General features: G+C 67.4%; 16 protein-coding genes. 7 read left to right on the top strand and 9 right to left on the bottom strand.

Features of this window, described 5'->3' with window-relative positions; translation table 11 throughout:
• Positions 1-154: 154 nt before the first annotated feature.
• Positions 155-628: a hypothetical protein gene (locus ACIGHN_RS13180; RefSeq protein WP_396504713.1), complete on the bottom strand. Its 474-nt coding sequence runs from the start codon at positions 626-628 to the stop codon at positions 155-157.
• 660 nt (positions 629-1,288) lie between these two features.
• On the opposite strand from ACIGHN_RS13180, the gene ACIGHN_RS13175 reads away from it, so the two are divergent.
• The 4 genes from ACIGHN_RS13175 (at position 1,289) to ACIGHN_RS13160 (ending at position 4,356) form a co-directional block, all read left to right on the top strand.
• Positions 1,289-1,957: a LuxR C-terminal-related transcriptional regulator gene (locus tag ACIGHN_RS13175; protein WP_396504823.1), complete on the top strand. Its 669-nt coding sequence runs from the start codon at positions 1,289-1,291 to the stop codon at positions 1,955-1,957.
• Positions 1,958-2,069: 112 nt separating this feature from the next.
• A complete protein-coding gene (locus tag ACIGHN_RS13170; protein ID WP_396504712.1) occupies positions 2,070-2,858 on the top strand; it encodes a sensor histidine kinase in 789 nt (262 codons plus the stop codon).
• A 250-nt stretch (positions 2,859-3,108) separates the two neighbouring features.
• Positions 3,109-3,570 carry a YiiD C-terminal domain-containing protein gene (locus ACIGHN_RS13165; RefSeq protein ID WP_396504711.1) on the top strand — a complete coding sequence of 154 codons (462 nt, stop codon included), beginning with the start codon at positions 3,109-3,111 and terminating at the stop codon, positions 3,568-3,570.
• Between the two features lie 342 nt (positions 3,571-3,912).
• The gene (locus ACIGHN_RS13160) at positions 3,913-4,356 is read left to right on the top strand and encodes a hypothetical protein (protein WP_396504710.1); all 444 of its coding nucleotides are present in this window, start codon (positions 3,913-3,915) and stop codon (positions 4,354-4,356) included.
• 161 nt (positions 4,357-4,517) lie between these two features.
• Here ACIGHN_RS13160 and ACIGHN_RS13155 read toward each other — a convergent pair whose 3' ends face one another.
• From ACIGHN_RS13155 to ACIGHN_RS13120, 8 genes are all read right to left on the bottom strand, one after another.
• Positions 4,518-4,676: a DUF3309 family protein gene (locus ACIGHN_RS13155; protein ID WP_007856361.1), complete on the bottom strand. Its 159-nt coding sequence runs from the start codon at positions 4,674-4,676 to the stop codon at positions 4,518-4,520.
• A 368-nt stretch (positions 4,677-5,044) separates the two neighbouring features.
• Positions 5,045-6,688 (bottom strand): DHA2 family efflux MFS transporter permease subunit, encoded by a 1,644-nt coding sequence (locus ACIGHN_RS13150; RefSeq protein ID WP_056414839.1) that lies wholly within the window; start codon positions 6,686-6,688, stop codon positions 5,045-5,047.
• A gap of 12 nt (positions 6,689-6,700) precedes the next feature.
• On the bottom strand, positions 6,701-8,062 hold the full coding sequence (locus ACIGHN_RS13145; RefSeq protein ID WP_396504709.1) for an efflux RND transporter periplasmic adaptor subunit: 1,362 nt from the start codon (positions 8,060-8,062) through the stop codon (positions 6,701-6,703).
• Between the two features lie 189 nt (positions 8,063-8,251).
• Positions 8,252-9,733, bottom strand: a complete 1,482-nt coding sequence (locus ACIGHN_RS13140; protein WP_396504708.1) for an efflux transporter outer membrane subunit — start codon at positions 9,731-9,733, stop codon at positions 8,252-8,254.
• 85 nt (positions 9,734-9,818) lie between these two features.
• Positions 9,819-10,331, bottom strand: a complete 513-nt coding sequence (locus tag ACIGHN_RS13135; RefSeq protein ID WP_396504707.1) for a MarR family winged helix-turn-helix transcriptional regulator — start codon at positions 10,329-10,331, stop codon at positions 9,819-9,821.
• A gap of 216 nt (positions 10,332-10,547) precedes the next feature.
• A complete protein-coding gene (locus ACIGHN_RS13130; protein WP_396504822.1) occupies positions 10,548-11,186 on the bottom strand; it encodes a zeta toxin family protein in 639 nt (212 codons plus the stop codon).
• A gap of 23 nt (positions 11,187-11,209) precedes the next feature.
• The gene (locus ACIGHN_RS13125; protein WP_396504706.1) at positions 11,210-11,551 is read right to left on the bottom strand and encodes a hypothetical protein; all 342 of its coding nucleotides are present in this window, start codon (positions 11,549-11,551) and stop codon (positions 11,210-11,212) included.
• Positions 11,552-11,666: 115 nt separating this feature from the next.
• On the bottom strand, positions 11,667-12,077 hold the full coding sequence (locus tag ACIGHN_RS13120) for a nuclear transport factor 2 family protein (RefSeq protein ID WP_396504705.1): 411 nt from the start codon (positions 12,075-12,077) through the stop codon (positions 11,667-11,669).
• A 96-nt stretch (positions 12,078-12,173) separates the two neighbouring features.
• On the opposite strand from ACIGHN_RS13120, the gene ACIGHN_RS13115 reads away from it, so the two are divergent.
• The 3 genes from ACIGHN_RS13115 (at position 12,174) to ACIGHN_RS13105 (ending at position 16,713) form a co-directional block, all read left to right on the top strand.
• Positions 12,174-13,061: a LysR family transcriptional regulator gene (locus ACIGHN_RS13115; RefSeq protein ID WP_396504704.1), complete on the top strand. Its 888-nt coding sequence runs from the start codon at positions 12,174-12,176 to the stop codon at positions 13,059-13,061.
• Positions 13,062-13,149: 88 nt separating this feature from the next.
• Positions 13,150-14,439 carry a M20/M25/M40 family metallo-hydrolase gene (locus ACIGHN_RS13110; protein WP_396504703.1) on the top strand — a complete coding sequence of 430 codons (1,290 nt, stop codon included), beginning with the start codon at positions 13,150-13,152 and terminating at the stop codon, positions 14,437-14,439.
• Positions 14,440-14,763: 324 nt separating this feature from the next.
• Positions 14,764-16,713, top strand: a complete 1,950-nt coding sequence (locus ACIGHN_RS13105) for an autotransporter-associated beta strand repeat-containing protein (RefSeq protein WP_396504702.1) — start codon at positions 14,764-14,766, stop codon at positions 16,711-16,713.
• Positions 16,714-16,794: the final 81 nt, after the last annotated feature.

The following is a 16,794-nucleotide window of genomic DNA, read 5'->3' as shown; positions in this document are numbered from 1 at the left end:
AGGGGAACGGGGGACCGCAGCCGGGCTGCCTGTGACGCCGCCTGTGGGGCTGCCTGGCAGCCGGTGCGGTCCATCGCAAAAGCACCGGGCTCCCGCGGGCAGCCCGGACCGGGGCCCCTGAGTGCACTTGCGCTCAGGGGCTCCGGCAGACTTTTCAGTGGGACGAGCCGCTCGTCTTGGTGGGCTGGCAGGTGAAGCAGGCGTTGTTCGATGCAATGTTCTGCACGGCCTTGCTGTTGGCGCCACTCGACAGGTTGTTGACCGACGAATTCAACAGGGTCGTGTACTGGCCGGAGGTGCCGCCGATGGTCACGTTGCCGATGTTGGCCGACAGGTTCTGGCTGGCATAGGCCTCGCTGCCGCTGGCGGTGTTGGTCACGTTACCGCCGATGCCGGTGACAGACTGGATCGAGGTTCCGCCGATGGTCACGTTGCCGGTGTTGGACGCCATGTTCTGGAACGCTTCACTCTTGCCACCGGTCGAGTTGTTGTTGGCGGACACGGAGGACAGTGACACGACCTGGGTAGAAGTGCCGGTGATGGTGATGTCCGGGCTGGAGGCGACCGGGCCGGTGGCCATGGCGGCCGAGGTGGCAATGCTGAGCGCGATGAAAGCAAAGGTTTTCATGACAGATCTTTCGATGGTGACTGCTACACATTCCTGCACCACGAAGGTGTGATGCGGGCGGTTGGACAGTGCTTTGCGGCTGGCACCTTGCGGTATTGCCAGGCGTTTGGCGCTGTCTGGGTCCAGTGTGGGTGGGTAGCAGCCCCCTGCGAATACAGCAATCTGGCTACCTAGATCTGTGGAGCGATCGTGGCGGCGGATTGGCGGTGGAGCCTTGGTGGGCCCAGTTGTGCGGATGGCACAAACCCCAAAAAGGGCGCAGAATCCAAGGTAGTAACAAATTGTGAAGATTGTTAGCGCCACATTTAGTGGTGGATTTCAACTTTTGTTTGCCTCATCTTGATGAACCGCCGAGGAATTGCGGCGGTGTGTGCATGCAAAGGTTCAAGCCCCGAGGCTTGGGAACTGTGTTCGTGCAGCAGTACAACTGTCCAGGGTCGCAACGGACTCAGTCCGAGGAGATTTCCAGTGATGAACACCATGCAGTCGGATGTTGTGGGCGGGCGCGAAGCCTCATCGGGGGGGATTTCAGGCATCGTTGTGGATTCCCCCATTTCCACGTGGCCGTCATCGGGCCCACCCGGCTCATCGGGTTCATCGGGCTCCTCGGGCCAGTTCGACGTGTTCGGCAATGCCCCGTCGGTGTGGCCGGCCTTCCTCATGGGGCAAAAGGAAACCCCGGTCCGCGTGCTTCTGGTCGACGACGACCCGCACATCCGCCTTGTCATCGCCCAGGAGTTGATGGCCGATGTGCGCACTCTGCTGGTGGCCCAGGCTGGCGGCGTGCGGGAGGGGCGCAGAGCCGTCAAGCAGCACGATTTCGATGTGCTGCTGGTCGACCTGAATCTGGGCGACGGCGATGCGTTCGACCTGCTGGAGTACGTGCGCACCGAGCGGCCGTCCGCGCAGGCGGTGGTCATCTCGATCATGGAAGACGACGACCAGGTGATCCGCGCCTTCGAGCTGGGCGCCACGGGCTATCTCAGCAAGAACTCCTGGTTTCGCAACTATTCGCAGGCCGTGCTGCAGGTGGCCAACGGCGGTGCGTCCATCACGCCCAACCTGGCGCGCAGGCTGCTGCAGCGCTTTGACCACGCGAACGCTGCCGAGACCAAGCGCCGGCAACCCGACGAGGCAGACCGCCTGTCGACGCGCGAAAAAGAGGTGCTGCGCATGGTGGCCAGCGGCTACACCAGCGCCGAGGCCGGCTCGCGCCTGCTGATCAGCAGCATGACGGTGAACACCCACCTGCGAAACATCTACCGCAAGCTGCAGGTGCGCACCCGCGCGCAGGCGGTGCGGTTTGCGTCGCTGCGGGGGCTGTTTTAGCAGGCAGCCCGCTTGGGGGTCCCGTGCGCCACAGATGCCTTAGCCACTGCACTACCGCTCCATGTTCCGCACCCGCCCGCCATGGTTTGCTGTCGTCTGTGTCAGCATTTGGATGCTGCAACTCGGGCTGATCGTGGTCGCGTTCCACTGGGTGAAGCCGCTGGCCGGCATCCCCCAAGGGTGGCGCCAGGGCGCGGTGCTCGCGGCGACTCTGGCGCTGGGCTCCATGCTGTTGGTGCAACTGCCCCGGGCCCTGCAGTGGCGCCCCCGGCGCACTGCGCGCGTGAGCCCCGAGGTTGCCGCCGAGCGGCGGCGCATCGCCCGCGACCTGCACGACAACCTGGGTGCGCAACTGGTCTGTGCTCTGGTCCTGCTCGACCCTGAAAGGCCCCGAGAGCGCGAGATCCATGCAGCGCTGCAGAAATGCCTGCTGGACATGCGCCTCGTCGTGGACTCGATCGACGGTGGCAATGCACCGTTTGCCGACCGCCTGGCCCAGCTGAGATACCGCATCGAACCGGTGCTTTCGCGGCGCGGCATTCGCATGGAGTGGGAGGTTGAGCCTCCTCATTGCGCTGTTTTTCCCAACGCGGACAGCGCAATCCATCTGGTGGCGATAGCCCAGGAGGCCCTGAGCAATGCGCTGCAGTACGCCGATGCCACCGTGATCCGGGTGAGCACCCAGTTCATCGAGGACGCGCAGACCTGGTGCATGGAAGTGTGCGACAACGGCCGCGGCATCCAGACTCCCAAGTGCCCCGACACCCTGGCAGCCGCAGGCCGGGGACTGACCGGCATGACCCAGCGGGCGCGCCTGGCCGGGGGCGAGCTGTTTGTGCTGCAGGGCGAAGGCGGCGGTACCTGCATACGTGCCGTGGTGCCCTGCATCACGTCGGTGTAGGCAAGGCGAGGGTGTGCGTGGTGTAGGGTTTGGGGCCGGTGCTTGCGCGCTGATCGTTTCCGGCGCGGATGCCAGATTGCTGAGTGGACAGGAGGGCTGGGGGCTAAGCGTTGGTCGGTGATCGTTGATCGCGGGGCAGGTCGGGGGCGGGGTCGGTTTCCTTGAGAATCGCGCGGTGAGCGCCAAGCCCCACTGCCACCTCCACGCCCCCCATCTCTCCACCCCTCTTTTCACCTATCAAAGCCTCACCGTGAACCCTGCCGAACTTCAGGACTACCTGTACCAGCACATTCCCTTGTCCCGCGCCATGGAGGTGGCGGTGCTCAAGGCATCGCCCCGCCACGTGGTGCTGACCGCGCCGCTGGGCCCCAACATCAATCACCGCGACACCGTGTTTGGCGGGAGCGCCTCGGCCGTGGCCATCTTGGCCGCGTGGTCGATGCTGCACCTGTGTTTGTCCGCCGAAGGGCTTGGCAGCCGCCTGGTGATTCAGCGCAACACGATGGACTATGTCGCGCCGATGGACGGTAGCTTCACGGCCGTGGCGCACGCACCGGCGCCGCAGGTGTGGCAACCCTTTACCCGCATGCTGCAGCGCAAGGGGCTGGGGCGCATCGTGCAAACATCTGCGCTGCACTACCAGGGCGAGGTGGCTGGCCAGTTGCAAGGCGAGTTCGTGGCCTTTGGGGCGGGGTATGTGTCGAAGGCGTGAGGGAGGGGCTGGCCCAGGGGGCGCCGCCGCAACGGACATGCCGCGGCAAGTCAGGCTGCGTTCAGCCATCGGTGAAAGTGGCATCGGAAACGCTGGTTGATCGGGGCATGCTGCAGCGCCGGCCGGGCGTACCCTTTGCACAAGGCGAAGCGGTGCACGGTGGAGAACGGTTTTCACGGCACCCAGCTTGTCGCCACACAGGAGTTCATGGCGATGTCACCACTCATTTCAGGCCTGGCGTCCGTAGCGTCAATGCTTTTCAACGCAGCCTCGGGTGCGTCATCCAAGGCCGCGGTTGCGCGCCGAAGCAGCGGCGATGACGCACCGGCGCAACCGTCTGCCGTGGTCACCCTCAGCCCCCAGGCCGAGGCGCTGGCAGGCTTTGCCGGCAAGGGCATTCTGGTGTCGCAGGGCAAGCTCGACGGCGCGCTGGGCGCCATTCAGCGCGGTACCGGGCAGGGTGCGGGTGGCGGTTCGGCTGCTACGGCTGGCTCGGTCTCCACGCAGGACTTTCAGGAGCTGCTGACCCGCTTTGGCGCCGACGATGCTCAAAAGCAGCAAATCACGGCGGGGTTTGATACCAACAACGACGGCAGCATCTCGCACGACGAATTTTTGAAGGGTCTGGCCAGCACGTCGGCCAAGAAACCCGGCACCGACTTCTCGCAGGCGGTGCTTCAGCTGATGGACCGCGGTGGCAACCAAGACGGGGTGGTGCACCAGAACGAATTCGCAGCTTTCACCACGGCGTTTGCCCAGGCGGAGAAGCGGGTGGGCACTGTGTAGCAAACCGGATGCGCTGCGGGACGGCAGAGCGGGGGGCGCAGGTGCGCACCATGCAGCCACAGCGCAAAAAGCAAAGCGGCCCGAGGGCCGCTTTGCTTTTGGGGGTGCTGACGCTGTGGTCAATGGGGCGTTGCCACCCACATCACTTCAGCGCCTGGGCGTCATATCCGGCCCATGAGCAGCAAGATCACCAGGATCAAGACCACCAGGCCGATACCGCCGCTGGGTCCGTAGCCCCACGAGCGGCTGTGGCCCCAGGTTGGCAGTGCGCCAACGAGGATGAGGATCAGGACAATCAGCAGAATCAGCGAGAGCGACATGGCAGTTCCTTGTTATGGGTTACGGTGAATGCATTGTTGGGCCCGTACCCTGTAGGTGACCGAAGGTGCTGCGCCTGCTCCCGGGTCAGGAATTTCCGACAGGGAGTGTGGGATTGCAGGGGCGCGTGGCGGCCCGCGGGCGAGGATGGCATCTGCCGTTGCTCGCTGGGCGACCGCCCGTGTGATTGCTATCAATGGGATAGCTGCTGGCGCAATCCAGGCAAGCGGTAGCGATCATTTTGGAGTTGGGTCGTCAGCGTGGCGTGCGGCGAGCCCTGCAGTTGCCGCGCGATGCGTGGCCCCAAAAAAAAGAACCGGCCTGAGGGCCGGTTCTTCGCGCTGTGGCGCTGCGGGCGCAGGCCCCGCTGTCAGTGCGCCCCGCCGGCGTCGGCCGCGCCGCCGCCCGCGGCCCGTGGCGGCCGCTTGGTCAGCCAGATCAGCCCGATGAGCAGCAGGAACAAAAACGCCGACCCGAGGAAGATGTCGTTGGCAGCCCGCGTGAAGGCCTGCTGGTCGATCAGCCGGTTGATCTGCGCCAGCGCCTGCATCTGCGTGAGGCCCGATGCGGTGAGATTGTCCAGCGTCTGCCCGAACACCCCCTGGCCTTGCACCAGCCCTTCGGTCAGGTGCGCGTGGTGCATGGCGGCGCGGCTCTCCCAGAGCGTGGTGGCGATCGACGTGCCCATGGCGCCGGCGGTGATCCGCACGAAGTTCGACAACCCCGCAGCCGCCGGTATGCGCTCGGGCGGGATGCCTGCCAAGGTCAGCGTCGTCAACGGAATGAAGAAGAACGCCATGGCCGCGCCCTGCAGCAGGGTGGGGATCAGGATGTGGATGAAGTCCGTCTGCACCGTGAACTGCGAACGCATCCACAGCACCGTGCTGAACACGATGAACGCGCCCGTGGCCATGCGGCGCGGGTCCCACTGGCCGACCTTCTTGCCCACCAGCGGCGTGAGCAGGATGGCGAACACGCCCACCGGCGCCAGCGCCATGCCGGCCGAGGTGGCGGTGTAGCCCATCCACTGCTGCAGCCACAGCGGCAGCAGCACCACGTTGCCGAAGAAGAGGGCATACGCCACCGACAGCGCGAGTGCACCGAAGGTGAAGTTGCGGCCCTTGAAGAGCTTCAAGTCCACCACCGGGTGCTTCTCGGTCAGCTCCCACACCAGGAACACCGCAAACGCGACCACGGCCACCACGGCCATGATGACGATCTCGCCGGAGGCGAACCAGTCGAGCTCCTTGCCCTTGTCGAGCATGAGCTGCAGCGCACCGACCCACAGCACCAGCAGGGACAGCCCCACCGTGTCGATGGGCAGCTTGCGGATCGGCGTCTCGCGCTTGCGGTAGATGCCCCAGGTGAGCAGGCCGGCCAGCAGGCCCACGGGCACGTTGATGTAGAAGATCCACGGCCAGGAGATGTTGTCCGTGATCCATCCGCCCAGCAGCGGCCCCACCACCGGCGCGACCAGCGTGGTGACCCCCCACAGGGCAAGGGCGGTGCCCGCCAGCGCCTTGGGGTAGCTGGCGAGCAGCAGCGTCTGGCTCAGCGGGATCATCGGCCCGGCCACCAGGCCCTGCAGCACGCGGAAGAACACCAGCATCTCCAGCGACGAGGCGAACCCGCACAGCCAGGAGGTGAGCACGAACAGCAGCACGCTCATGGTGAACAGGCGCACGGCGCCAAAGCGCTGCGTGAGCCAGCCGGTGAGCGGCACCGAGATGGCATTGGCCACGCCAAAGCTGGTGATGACCCAGGTGCCCTGGCCGGGGCTCACGCCCAGGTCGCCGGCAATGGCGGGGATGGAGACGTTGGCGATGGACGAGTCCAGCACGTTCATGAACGTGGCCAGCGACAGCGACAGCGTGCCCAGCAGCAGGGCGGTGCCCTGCAGTGGCGGGTACGCGGCCGGTGGGCCCGAGGGGGCCGAAGGCGGCGGTGCAGCAGGGGCCGCTGGCGCGGCGGGGGCCTGGCCTGCGGTGTCTGCAGTGGGGTTGGCGGCAGTCATGCGAACCCCGGCTTACTGCACCGCTGGCGACTGCAGTGGCTGTGACGACGCTGCGGGGGCTGACGCATGTTTTTCGACACGGGGCGCAGGGAGCGTCGTGGCGAGTGCTGGAGCCTTGCTGGTGCCAGCCGCGCTCACCCTGGGCGACGCCGCGGCCACGGCGGCCTTGCTGCTGCGGCCCAGGTTGGCGGCGATGATCTGCGCGACTTCATCGTCGGCTGCCTTGAACTGCTCGTCGAATACGGCGGTGGCGGCCACGGGGGTGGAGCGCTGCGTGTCGGCCAGGGTCTTGCCGCTCTGGTCGGCCGTGTCCACCTTGACTTCCATCGACAGGCCCACACGCAGCGGGTGCTCGGCCACCTGCTTGGCGTCCAGCGCAATGCGAACGGGCACGCGCTGCACCACCTTGATCCAGTTGCCCGTGGCGTTCTGCGCGGGCAGCAGCGCAAACGCTGCGCCGGTGCCGGCACCCAGGCCGGTCACGGTGCCGTGGTACTTGACCTTGGTGCCGTACACGTCGGCTTCCAGCTCGGCGGGTTGGCCGATGCGCAGGCTCTGCAGCTGGCTTTCCTTGAAGTTCGCGTCCACCCACAAATCGTTCAGAGCCACCAGTGTCATCAGTGGCGCGCCGGCCTGCACGCGCTGGCCCACCTGCACGCCGCGCTTGGCGACGTGGCCGTCCAGCGGCGCGACCAGTTGGGCACGTTGCACGGCCAGGTAGGCCTCGCGCACGCGGGCCGAGGCGCGCTGCACGTTGGGGTGCTGCTCGATGGACGTGCCTTCGGTCTGCGTCTGGCTGGCGGCCAGTTGCTCTTGCGCGGCCACCACGGCCGACTGCGCAGCGGCCACGGTGCTCTTGGCGGCCGTGACCTGGGCCGTGGCGTGCTGGAACTCTTCCTTGCCCACGGCGCCGCTGGCCATCAGCGGGGCACGGCGGGTCACGTCGTCCTGCAGGCGTGCGGCTTCAGCCTGGGCGCGGGCCAGGTCGGCGCTGCGCAGGCTGACCTGGGCCTTCAGCGTGGAGTTGTTGGCGAACAGCGTGCGCACTTCGCGCACGGCCTGCGCCAGCTGGGCTTCGGCCTGTTCCAGCGCCACGCGGGTGTCGGCAGGGTCGAGCTTGACCAGCAACTGGCCGGCCTTCACGTAGTCGGTGTCGTCCGCGCCGATGGAGACGACGGTACCGCCCACCTGGGGCGTGATCTGCACCACGTTGCCGGCCACGTAGGCGTTGTCGGTGGTCTCCACATGGCGGCCGTTGGCCCAGTGCCATCCGCCCCAGGCGATGGCAGCGATCGCCACGGCAGCGGCGATCACGGTCAGGCCGCGGCGGCGGGCGGGGTTGGTGGCTTTGGGGGTGGCAAGGGGTTCGCTCATGGCAGTGGTCTTTCAGGAATGCGTTGTTATGTGGTTTTTGTAGGGGGCAGGCTCGGGGCTGTTGCGCGGGTCAGCGTTCGGGTGTCACCCCGACCGTTCGGGCTGAGCCTGTCGAAGCCTTGCGCGGCGCGTCGACAAGCTCAGCGTGAACGGTTGGGGGACCGGCATGCATGCAGCCTCAGTGGATGTCTATCGCGCCGCGGTCTGCAGCACTGCCGTGTCATCCGTCCAGCCGCCGCCCAGTGCCTTCATCAGCTGCAGGCGGGTATCGATCTGGCGGGCGCGCAGGTCCACGGCCAGACGGCGCTGTGCCAGCACCTGGCTTTCGGTGGACAGCACCACCAGGTAGTTGCCCAGGCCCGCGCGGTAGCGCTCTTGCGCAAAGCGGTAGGCCTTCTCGGCGCTGGCCACGGCGTCGTCCTGCAGCGTTTGCTGGCGGGTGAGCGACTGGATGGAGGCCATGGCGTCGCCGGCTTCCTTCACGGCATCGAGCACCGCGCCGTTGTACTGGGCGATGGCGGCGTCCAGTTCGGCCTGGCGGCCGCCCAGCTGCGCGCGCAGACGGCCGCCGTCGAAGATGGGCAGGCGCAGCGCCGGGGTCACGCCCATCTGGCGCGAGCCGGCGTTGAACAGATTGTCCAGGCCCAGCGAGTTCAGGCCGATGAACGCTGCGATGTTGATGTTGGGGTAGAACTCGCTGCGCGCGCTGTTCACGCCCTGCGTGGCGGCTTCGACGCGCCAGCGTGCGGCCACCACGTCGGGGCGGCGGCCCAGCAGGTCGGCGCCCAGCACGTCCGGCACCGTGTTGCGCTGCAGCTGGGACAACTGCGGGGCCAGCGTCGGCAGCGCATCGGGCGCCTGTCCGCTCAGCACCGCGATCTGGCGGCGGGCCAGGGTGATCTGCTCTTCCAGCGCTTCGATCTGGGTGCGGGCGTCGGGCACGGCGGCCTGGGCCTGCGTCAGCTCGACCTGGCTGTCCAGGCCGGCGGACACGCGTTCCTGCGTCAGGCGCTGCTGCTCTTCGCGCTGTGCCAGGGCGCGGGCGGCCACATCGCGTTGCGATACCAGCCGTGCCAGCGCCACATAGCTGCGGCCCACCTGCGCGGCCAGCGTGTTGGCGGCGGCGGCCGCATCGGCCTGTGCAGCGCGGGCTTGGCCCAGCGCGGCCTGCAGCTCGGCCGCATGCTGGCCGAAGAAGTCCGGCGACCACGACAGGGTGGCCTGCACCGTGCCGCTGTTGTAGGTGTTGCCGGCGATGGGCGCAGGCACCAGGCCGTTGGCGGTGTAGCGCTGGCGGGTCACGTCCACACCCAGGTTGGCCTGCGGGCCGTTGGCCGCTTCACGCACCTGGCTCAGGGCAACCGCCTGCTCCAGCCGGGCGCGGCTGACGGCCAGGCTGGGGCTGCCTTGCAGGGCTTGTTCGATCAGCGTGTTGAGCTGTGCATCGCCCAGCGCGGTCCACCACTGGCTGGGTGCGGCGGTGGCGCTGGCGGTGGATGCATTCAGGCCCACGGCGGCGGGCGTGGTCTGCGCCAGCGGGGTGTGCGGCGCGCCGGGGCTGGCGCAGCCGACCAGTAGGATGGCGGCGGCCAGGGCCAGTGCCGACACGGCGAAATGGGCGGCAAAGGCAGAGCGGACCGAGGGCAGGGGAGTGGTGGCGGTGGTGGTCACGGGGTTCTCCAGAATGGTTTTGGTGTGTTGTATGGAGGAGGACGAAGGCGGTTGCATCGGTGGGGTCAAGGCCCCGGGCGTTCCTTCATGCTGACGGCGCCGAAGATGCAGCCGGCGTTGAAGGCGGCTTGCCGTTCACCAGCATGCGGCGCAGCAGGCTCAGCAGCAGTTGCCACTCCGCGTGGCTGAAGTCGCTGAGGTGGACGTTGAGCACGTCGGCCAGCACCGCCGGCACGCGCGATGCGACCTGGTCGCCATCGGGCGTGAGCGTCAGGCGGACGACGCGGCGGTCGGTGGTGGACCGCTCGCGCACCACCAGGCCCTTGGCCTCCAGGCGGTCCATCGCGCGGGTCATCGAGGCCGGGTCGGTCTCCAGGTCCCGCGCCAGGCTGGCCACGGTGGTCTGGTCGCAGCGCGAGATCTTGAACAATGGCAGCCACTGCGCATACGTGAGGTCGTGCGTAGACAGCTGCGCGTCGGCCTGCGTGCGGATCGACGACATCACCTTGCGCATCAGGTAGCCCACGCTTTCCTCAGGCTCCAGGTGGCTGGGGCTGTAGAAACCTTGGGCGGACGAATCGGAAGGCTGAGATGTCATGGGTAGGGAATTTAATTGACTAGACAATGATTGTCTTGGCAATGAGAAACACCCACAACGGCACCAGGGATTTTTTGTGCAGCTGATTTGCTATGAAATGGATAGCTGCTAGCGCAATGTGGTCAAGCGGTAGGGGCAGATTTTTAGCCTGATGTTGGCCTCCCACGCTCGGCGCAGTCCGCCGTTGACGCCCCCAGAGGCCGGCGCCTCAAGCAGCTAGTGGCCGACCAGGCGCCGGGCCCATGCGGGCAGCGGTGGGACCAGCGGCGTGGTCTGCGTGGGGGAACACATCGCCACCAGTCGTGGCCCGGTGTCCATGGCTTCGGCAGCGTCATACAGGTACGACACGTCGGCCCGGCGCACGGCCAGGGCCAGGTTGTCCATGGTGCGGGGGTAGCGCGCCAGGATGCGGTCTGGCGGCACGGCGTGCCCGCCTTCGCGCACGCGCTGCGCCACGCGGGGCAGCAGCCGCGCCGGGTCGTCCAGCGCCACGATGTACAGGGCCACTGTGTAGCCGCATCGCTGGGCGTCTTCAATCAGCGTGAGCTTGGAGGGGTGCGAGAACACGGTCTCGCTGGCGAAATCAGCACCTTCGCGCAGCAGCGTAGCCCGGCGCGCATCGGCCCATTGCCGGGCGGCTTCGGACCGGGTCTCGGGGTCGGCGATGTGCTGCAGGTGGGCCTGTTCATGCAGGTCGGCGTTCACGAATTCCAGCGGCGGGCCCAGGATGCCTTCGCGCACCAGCGCGCGGTACAGCGTGGATTTGCCTGCGCCGTTGGGGCCGGCCAGCAGGTGGAACCAGCGGGGTGGGGTGGCGATGCCGGGTGGTGAAGAGCGAGACTGCGAAGAAGTCATCAAGCCATCACGCCATCCGGCTGTCAAGCGGCGGTGGCGCCGGCCTTGGCCTGGTTTTCCTGAACCACCTCACGCACCCGCTGGGCCAGCGTGCCGCGTGTTTGGGCTGCCAGCAGGCGGGCGGTGAGGGCGTCCACCGACGCCGGGGCCGCCAGGGTGTTGTGCCGCAAGGCTGCCGCCTCGTACTGTTCGATGGCGCTGCGGGCTTCCGACACGCTCAAACCCGTGTGTTCCACGATCTGCCCCAGCGTGGCCCAGTATTCGATCTGGCTAGCCACCGAGCGGCGCATGGGCTGCGCGGCCTGGCGGGCCTGCTCCACCAGGTGCGCGGGGAGTTTGACGGAAGAAAAGGCGGTGGCGGACATGGTGGTCTCCTGATTGGCGCATTTTGCGCCAATCAGGCTAAATCCGCAACGCCGCCCAGCACGCCGCGCGCGGTGCGCAGCGTCCACCGCCCAAGCTTGGGCCCAAGCGCGCGCATCAGTCCGGCGCGTACTTGTCGCCCACCTCTTCGCGCAGGGGGTGGGTGTCGTAGACGATGTTCATGTCGCGGATGAGCGCGCTGCCCGCGCCGAAGGTGAACACGTCCACGCAAGTGAAGGTCACCTCGCGTCCGTCGTTCAGCGTCCAGTCATAGCGGAAGTAGGCGGCAACGCGCACGGCGCCCCCGTCAGCGGCAGGCAGCACGGAGCCAAACAGGTCCAGCACGGTGATCACGCTGCCGCTGGAGGCCTGGGCCAGCTTCTTGAAGAAGTCGCTGGCGCGCATGGTGCCGAGAAAGGGTGAGTGCACCACGCCATCGGGCTCGAAGCAGGCGATCAGCCCCTCGGTGTTGCTCGCATGCAGGTGGCCGAGGTAGGTGCGTACGGTGTCAATCGGTTGCTGGGTCACGGGGTGTATCTCGCTGGGGTGGGATGGATGCCTGAGCTTCGCGCCGTCTGCGCCGTCCGGCAAGCGACAATGGCGCTCCATACATAAATGCGGCTTATGTATCTTCGCCACCTTGAGTACCTGCGCTCGATCATCGAACACGGCAGCTTTGCACGGGCCGCGCTGGCCTGCGGCGTGTCGCAACCGGCCATCAGCCAGGGCATGAAGTCGCTGCAGGCGCACTTTGCCGCCCCGCTGCTTGTGCGGCAGGGGCGCCGCTACCTGCCCACCGACCTGGCCCGAGCGGTGTCGGCGGAGGCGGCGTCCGTCGGAGAGCGCATCGACGAGCTGCGTCGGCTGGGCACAGGCACGGCGGAACGCCACCAGCTGCGCGTGGGGCTCACCTCGTCTGCAGCCCTGGTGTGCGGGCCGGTGCTGTACCGGGGCTGGTGCGTGCCGCAAGGCAGGCGGTCCCTGGCCATGGCGACGGCAGATGAGGGCAGCTTGCTGGCCGGATTGCTGCATGGGCGGTTCGACGCGGTCATTGCGCCCCGGCCGCGCAAGTTCGACCATGCGGACGTGTCCGCCCGGCGGCTGTACGACCTGCAGCCGCTGGTCTACGCGCGCCGCCGCCACCCATTGGTGCAAGCCCGGTCGCTCGCGCAGCTCCAGGGCGCGGCCTGGGCCTGCGTGGGGCCGAGCGTCAGCGGGCCGGTGGATGTGCTGACCGAGGCACACCGCGTGCGGCGCATGCCCGCGCCACGCATGGCAGTGCGCTGCCCTGATTTCGCCAGCCTGCTGAACCTGGTGGCAATGTCGGACCTGCTGGCCGTGGTGCCGCACCCCGCATTGCTGGGCGCCGCCGCGCCGCAGGTGGCAGCGCTTCGGCTGGCCGAAGCCTTGCCGCTGTATGCCATGTGGCTGTTCGAGTTGCGCCACCATGCGCCGCGCATCGGCCCGCAGCTGTGGGCCGACCTTGTCGCGGCTGGCGAACCGGTGGTGTGATACAGGCGTTGCAAGCGGCCGAAATGTTTGAAACAGGCGTTGCAACGCTCCATAATGGCTTTTCCCTTTTTACAGGCCCCGCCGCACCATGCAACACCCGCACTCCGCTCCGTCCTTCGTCCGTCCGTTGATCGCATCGATCGCACTGGCCTTGTGCGCCAGCGCAGCCCAGGCCGCGCCTGTGGCGGATGTGCATGCCCTGGCCCAGAAGGAGCAGCAGCCGCTGCTGGACACGCTGCGCGACCTGGTTCACATCGAATCGGGCAGCAAGGACATCGAGGGCCTGAACCAGATCGCCGAGCGCATCGCCAGCCAGCTCAAGCAACTGGGCGGCATGGTGGACGTGCTGCAGACCAGCGACATCTACCGCCTGGACGACACGCCCGAGAAGGTGGGGCCCGCCGTGCAGGCCGTGTTCAAAGGCACCGGCACCCGGAAGATCATGCTCATCGCCCACATGGACACGGTGTACCTCAAGGGCATGCTCAAGGCCCAGCCGTTTCGCATCGAGGGCGACAAGGCCTACGGCCTGGGCATCTCGGACGACAAGCAGGGCGTGGCGCTGATCATCCACACCGTGGCCCTGCTGCAAAAGCTCAACTTCAAGGACTACGGCACCCTCACGGTGCTGATCAATGGCGACGAGGAAATCAGCTCGCCCGGCTGGCGCAGCACCATCACCCGCGTGGCGGCCGAGCACGATGCGGTGTTTTCTTTTGAAGGCGGCGGCACCGATGGCTCGCTGCGCCTGGCGACCAGCGGTATCGGCGCGGCCTACCTCACGGTGCAGGGCAAGGCATCGCACGCGGGGGCCAAGCCCGAAGACGGCGTGAACGCGCTGTACGAGCTGTCGCACCAGTTGCTGCAGATGAAGGACCTGTCGAAGAACGACGAAGGCCTCAAGCTCAACTGGACGGTGTCCAAGTCCGGCACCAACCGCAACGTGATCCCGGCCGAGGCCACCGCCCAGGCCGATGCGCGTGCCCTGAAGGTGTCCGACTTCGACGGCCTGGAAAAGACGCTGCAGGAGAAGGTCAAGGCCAAGCTGCTGCCGGCCTCCAAGGTGGACGTGAAGTTCGAGGTGCGCCGCCCGCCGCTCGAAGCGAGCGAGGCATCGCGCCGAGTGGCTGGCTACGGCAAGGTCATCTACCAGGAGCTGGGCCTGCCGCTCAACGTGGTTGAAAAGGCCACGGGCGGCGGTACCGATGCCGCCTTTGCGGCGCTGAAGACCAAGGGCGCGGTGGTGGAGGGCATGGGCCTGTCGGGCTACGGCGCACACTCCAATGACGCCGAGTACGTGCAGGTCAACACCATCGTGCCGCGCCTGTACCTGGCCACCCGCATGATCATGGACATCTCCCGCGGTGCCGTGAAGTAACGCCGCGGCCGCTCTGCCGGCCTGTCGGCGTGTCGGCCTGCCGCTGAAAACCCCGCAGTCGTCGCGACTTGCGGGGTTTTATTTTTTGTTGGGTGCACCAAAAGCGCTTTGTAGTCCATCGAAGAAGCGCGGGGACGGGCGCGCGCCCCGGCAGCCCTCTGCAGGCGTGGGTTTCAGCTGCACATGACACCCGTTTGACCGTCCAGCAGCCGTCACGCAAGTGTCATGGGCCGTTTCTACAGTGCGACGCAGCCGGCCCGCGTGGGCCTGCACCGGCGCTGTTTGCAGCGACCGCCTTTGCCCGTCCAACCCGTGTCCTCCGCCATGTTGCAGCTTCCCACCTACCGCCCCCTTGTCATTGCCCTTGCCGCCGCCCTAACCCTGTCCGCCTGTGGAGGGGGAGGCGACGCAGAACCGGCCGCCCCGCAAGCACCCGTCGGCCTGGGGCGTGCCGATACGGCCCCCGTGCCCAACGAGGCCAGCACCCCGCCGTTCGTCGACTTCGCATTCACCAACCAGCGCGGCGACGCGCGCTACGCCACGCTGGCCACCAACGCGGGGGTGCGCGTGCTGGGCGGGTTCCTCGACATCTGGAAGCCGAGCACCCAGCTGGTGGACGCCGGCGTGACTGCCCCGGCCAACGGCACCTTCCCGGCCATTGCCCCATCGAGCTGGAGCGGCATCCCGGGCGACGCCACGGACGGCACGGTGCTGAACCGGGACGTGCATGCCCGCAACATCCAGTACGTGGTGGATGCCACCACGCGCCGCACCGCCGCGCAGGAACAACTGGCCTACCTGGATGACCGCCGTGGCAAGGGCTACAGCGTGACCGATGGCCTGGGCCCGCTCACCAGCGCGTGGCGCACCGCCGCGCAGCAGACCACCTCCATCAACAACGTTCCGACCGACGCGACCAGCGTCGTGTATAACGACAGCGGCAACAACGTGGGCGTGGGCGGCAGTGCCAACACCAGCTTCGGCACGGTGGTGGACTTTTTGGGGGGCATCGGCGACAACGGCTCCACCGAACCTGCCAAGCGGTTCTACAAATACGCACGCCCCTGGCGCTGGAGCGCCAGCGTGATGGTGCTGCCGACGCTGGTGCCCGCCAAGAGCACCACCCCCGCCACCGATGGCGGCTTCACCAGCGGCCACACGGCCGAGGGCGTGCGCGACGCCATCGCCATGGCGTACGTGGTGCCCGAACGCTTCCAGGAAATGCTCGCCCGTGGGCTGGAGCTGGGTGAAAGCCGCATCCTGGCCGGCATGCATTCGCCCCTGGACGTGATCAGCGGCCGCATCCACGGCCAGGCCGTGGCTGCCGCCAGCATCGCCACCGGCGTGAACGCCCCGCGCAAGGCCGCCGCGCTGGCGCAGGCCCGCGGCACGCTGATGGCCGCCGTCGGCGCGAAAACGCCCGCCGAGTTCCAGCAGTTCGCACATTCGCAGCCCGTGGGCACTGACCGGTTTGCCGACCGCGCCACGAACAAGGCCGAGTACCTGCGCCGCATGACCTTCGGCTTCGCAACGATCGGCGACACCACGCGCGCTGCCGTGGTGCCCAAGGGCGCAGAAGTGCTGCTCGAAACCCGCTTTCCGTACCTGGATGTCAGCCAGCGCCGCGTGGTGCTCAAGACGACGGCCATCGCCTCGGGCTACCCGGTGATGGACGACGCCGAAGGCTGGGGGCGCCTGAACCTGTTTGCGGCAGGCGACGGCTACGGCAACTTCAACGGCGATGTGGCGGTGGCGATGGACGCCGCGCAAGGCGGCTTCCACGCCCTGGACACCTGGCGCAACGACATTGCCGGCGCCGGCAAGCTGACCAAGCGCGGCAGCGGCACGCTGGCGCTGTCAGGGGCCAACACCTACACCGGTGGCACCGAGGTCGCGGCTGGCGCCTTGCAGGCGGACTCCGCCAATGCAGCAGGCAAGGGCGACGTGTACCTGAGCGGCGGCACCTTCATCAGCAACGCAGCCTCCGCGGTGGTCATTGGCGGTGCGTACACCCAAGGCGGCAGCAGCACGCTGGACCTGCGACTGGGCGCCAACGGCGCGGGCCAGCTGAACGCCAGCGGCCCCGCGACGCTTGCAGGTTCGCTGGTGGTCAGCTTCCGGGCGGGCTACGCCCCCGCAGTGGGCTCCACCATCACCATCGTGCGGGGCACCATGGTGCGTGGCACGTTCGGCTCGGTCACGGTCAAGGGCTTCAAGGTGACGCCGGTGTACCTGAATGATTCGGTGCAGCTGCACATAGACGCCATATCCTGAGTTTTTCGCTATCACCATCTCGCGCGCAGCCCGATCGGCGGGATGGTTGTAGTTTGAAATTGAATTGGCTGCAGGGCACAC

This window comes from Acidovorax sp. NPDC077693 (assembly GCF_044542805.1).
In the GTDB taxonomy this organism is placed as follows: domain Bacteria; phylum Pseudomonadota; class Gammaproteobacteria; order Burkholderiales; family Burkholderiaceae_C; genus Acidovorax.
Note: the sequence above shows the minus strand (reverse complement) of the source record. Positions and strands in the feature narration are given on the sequence as shown.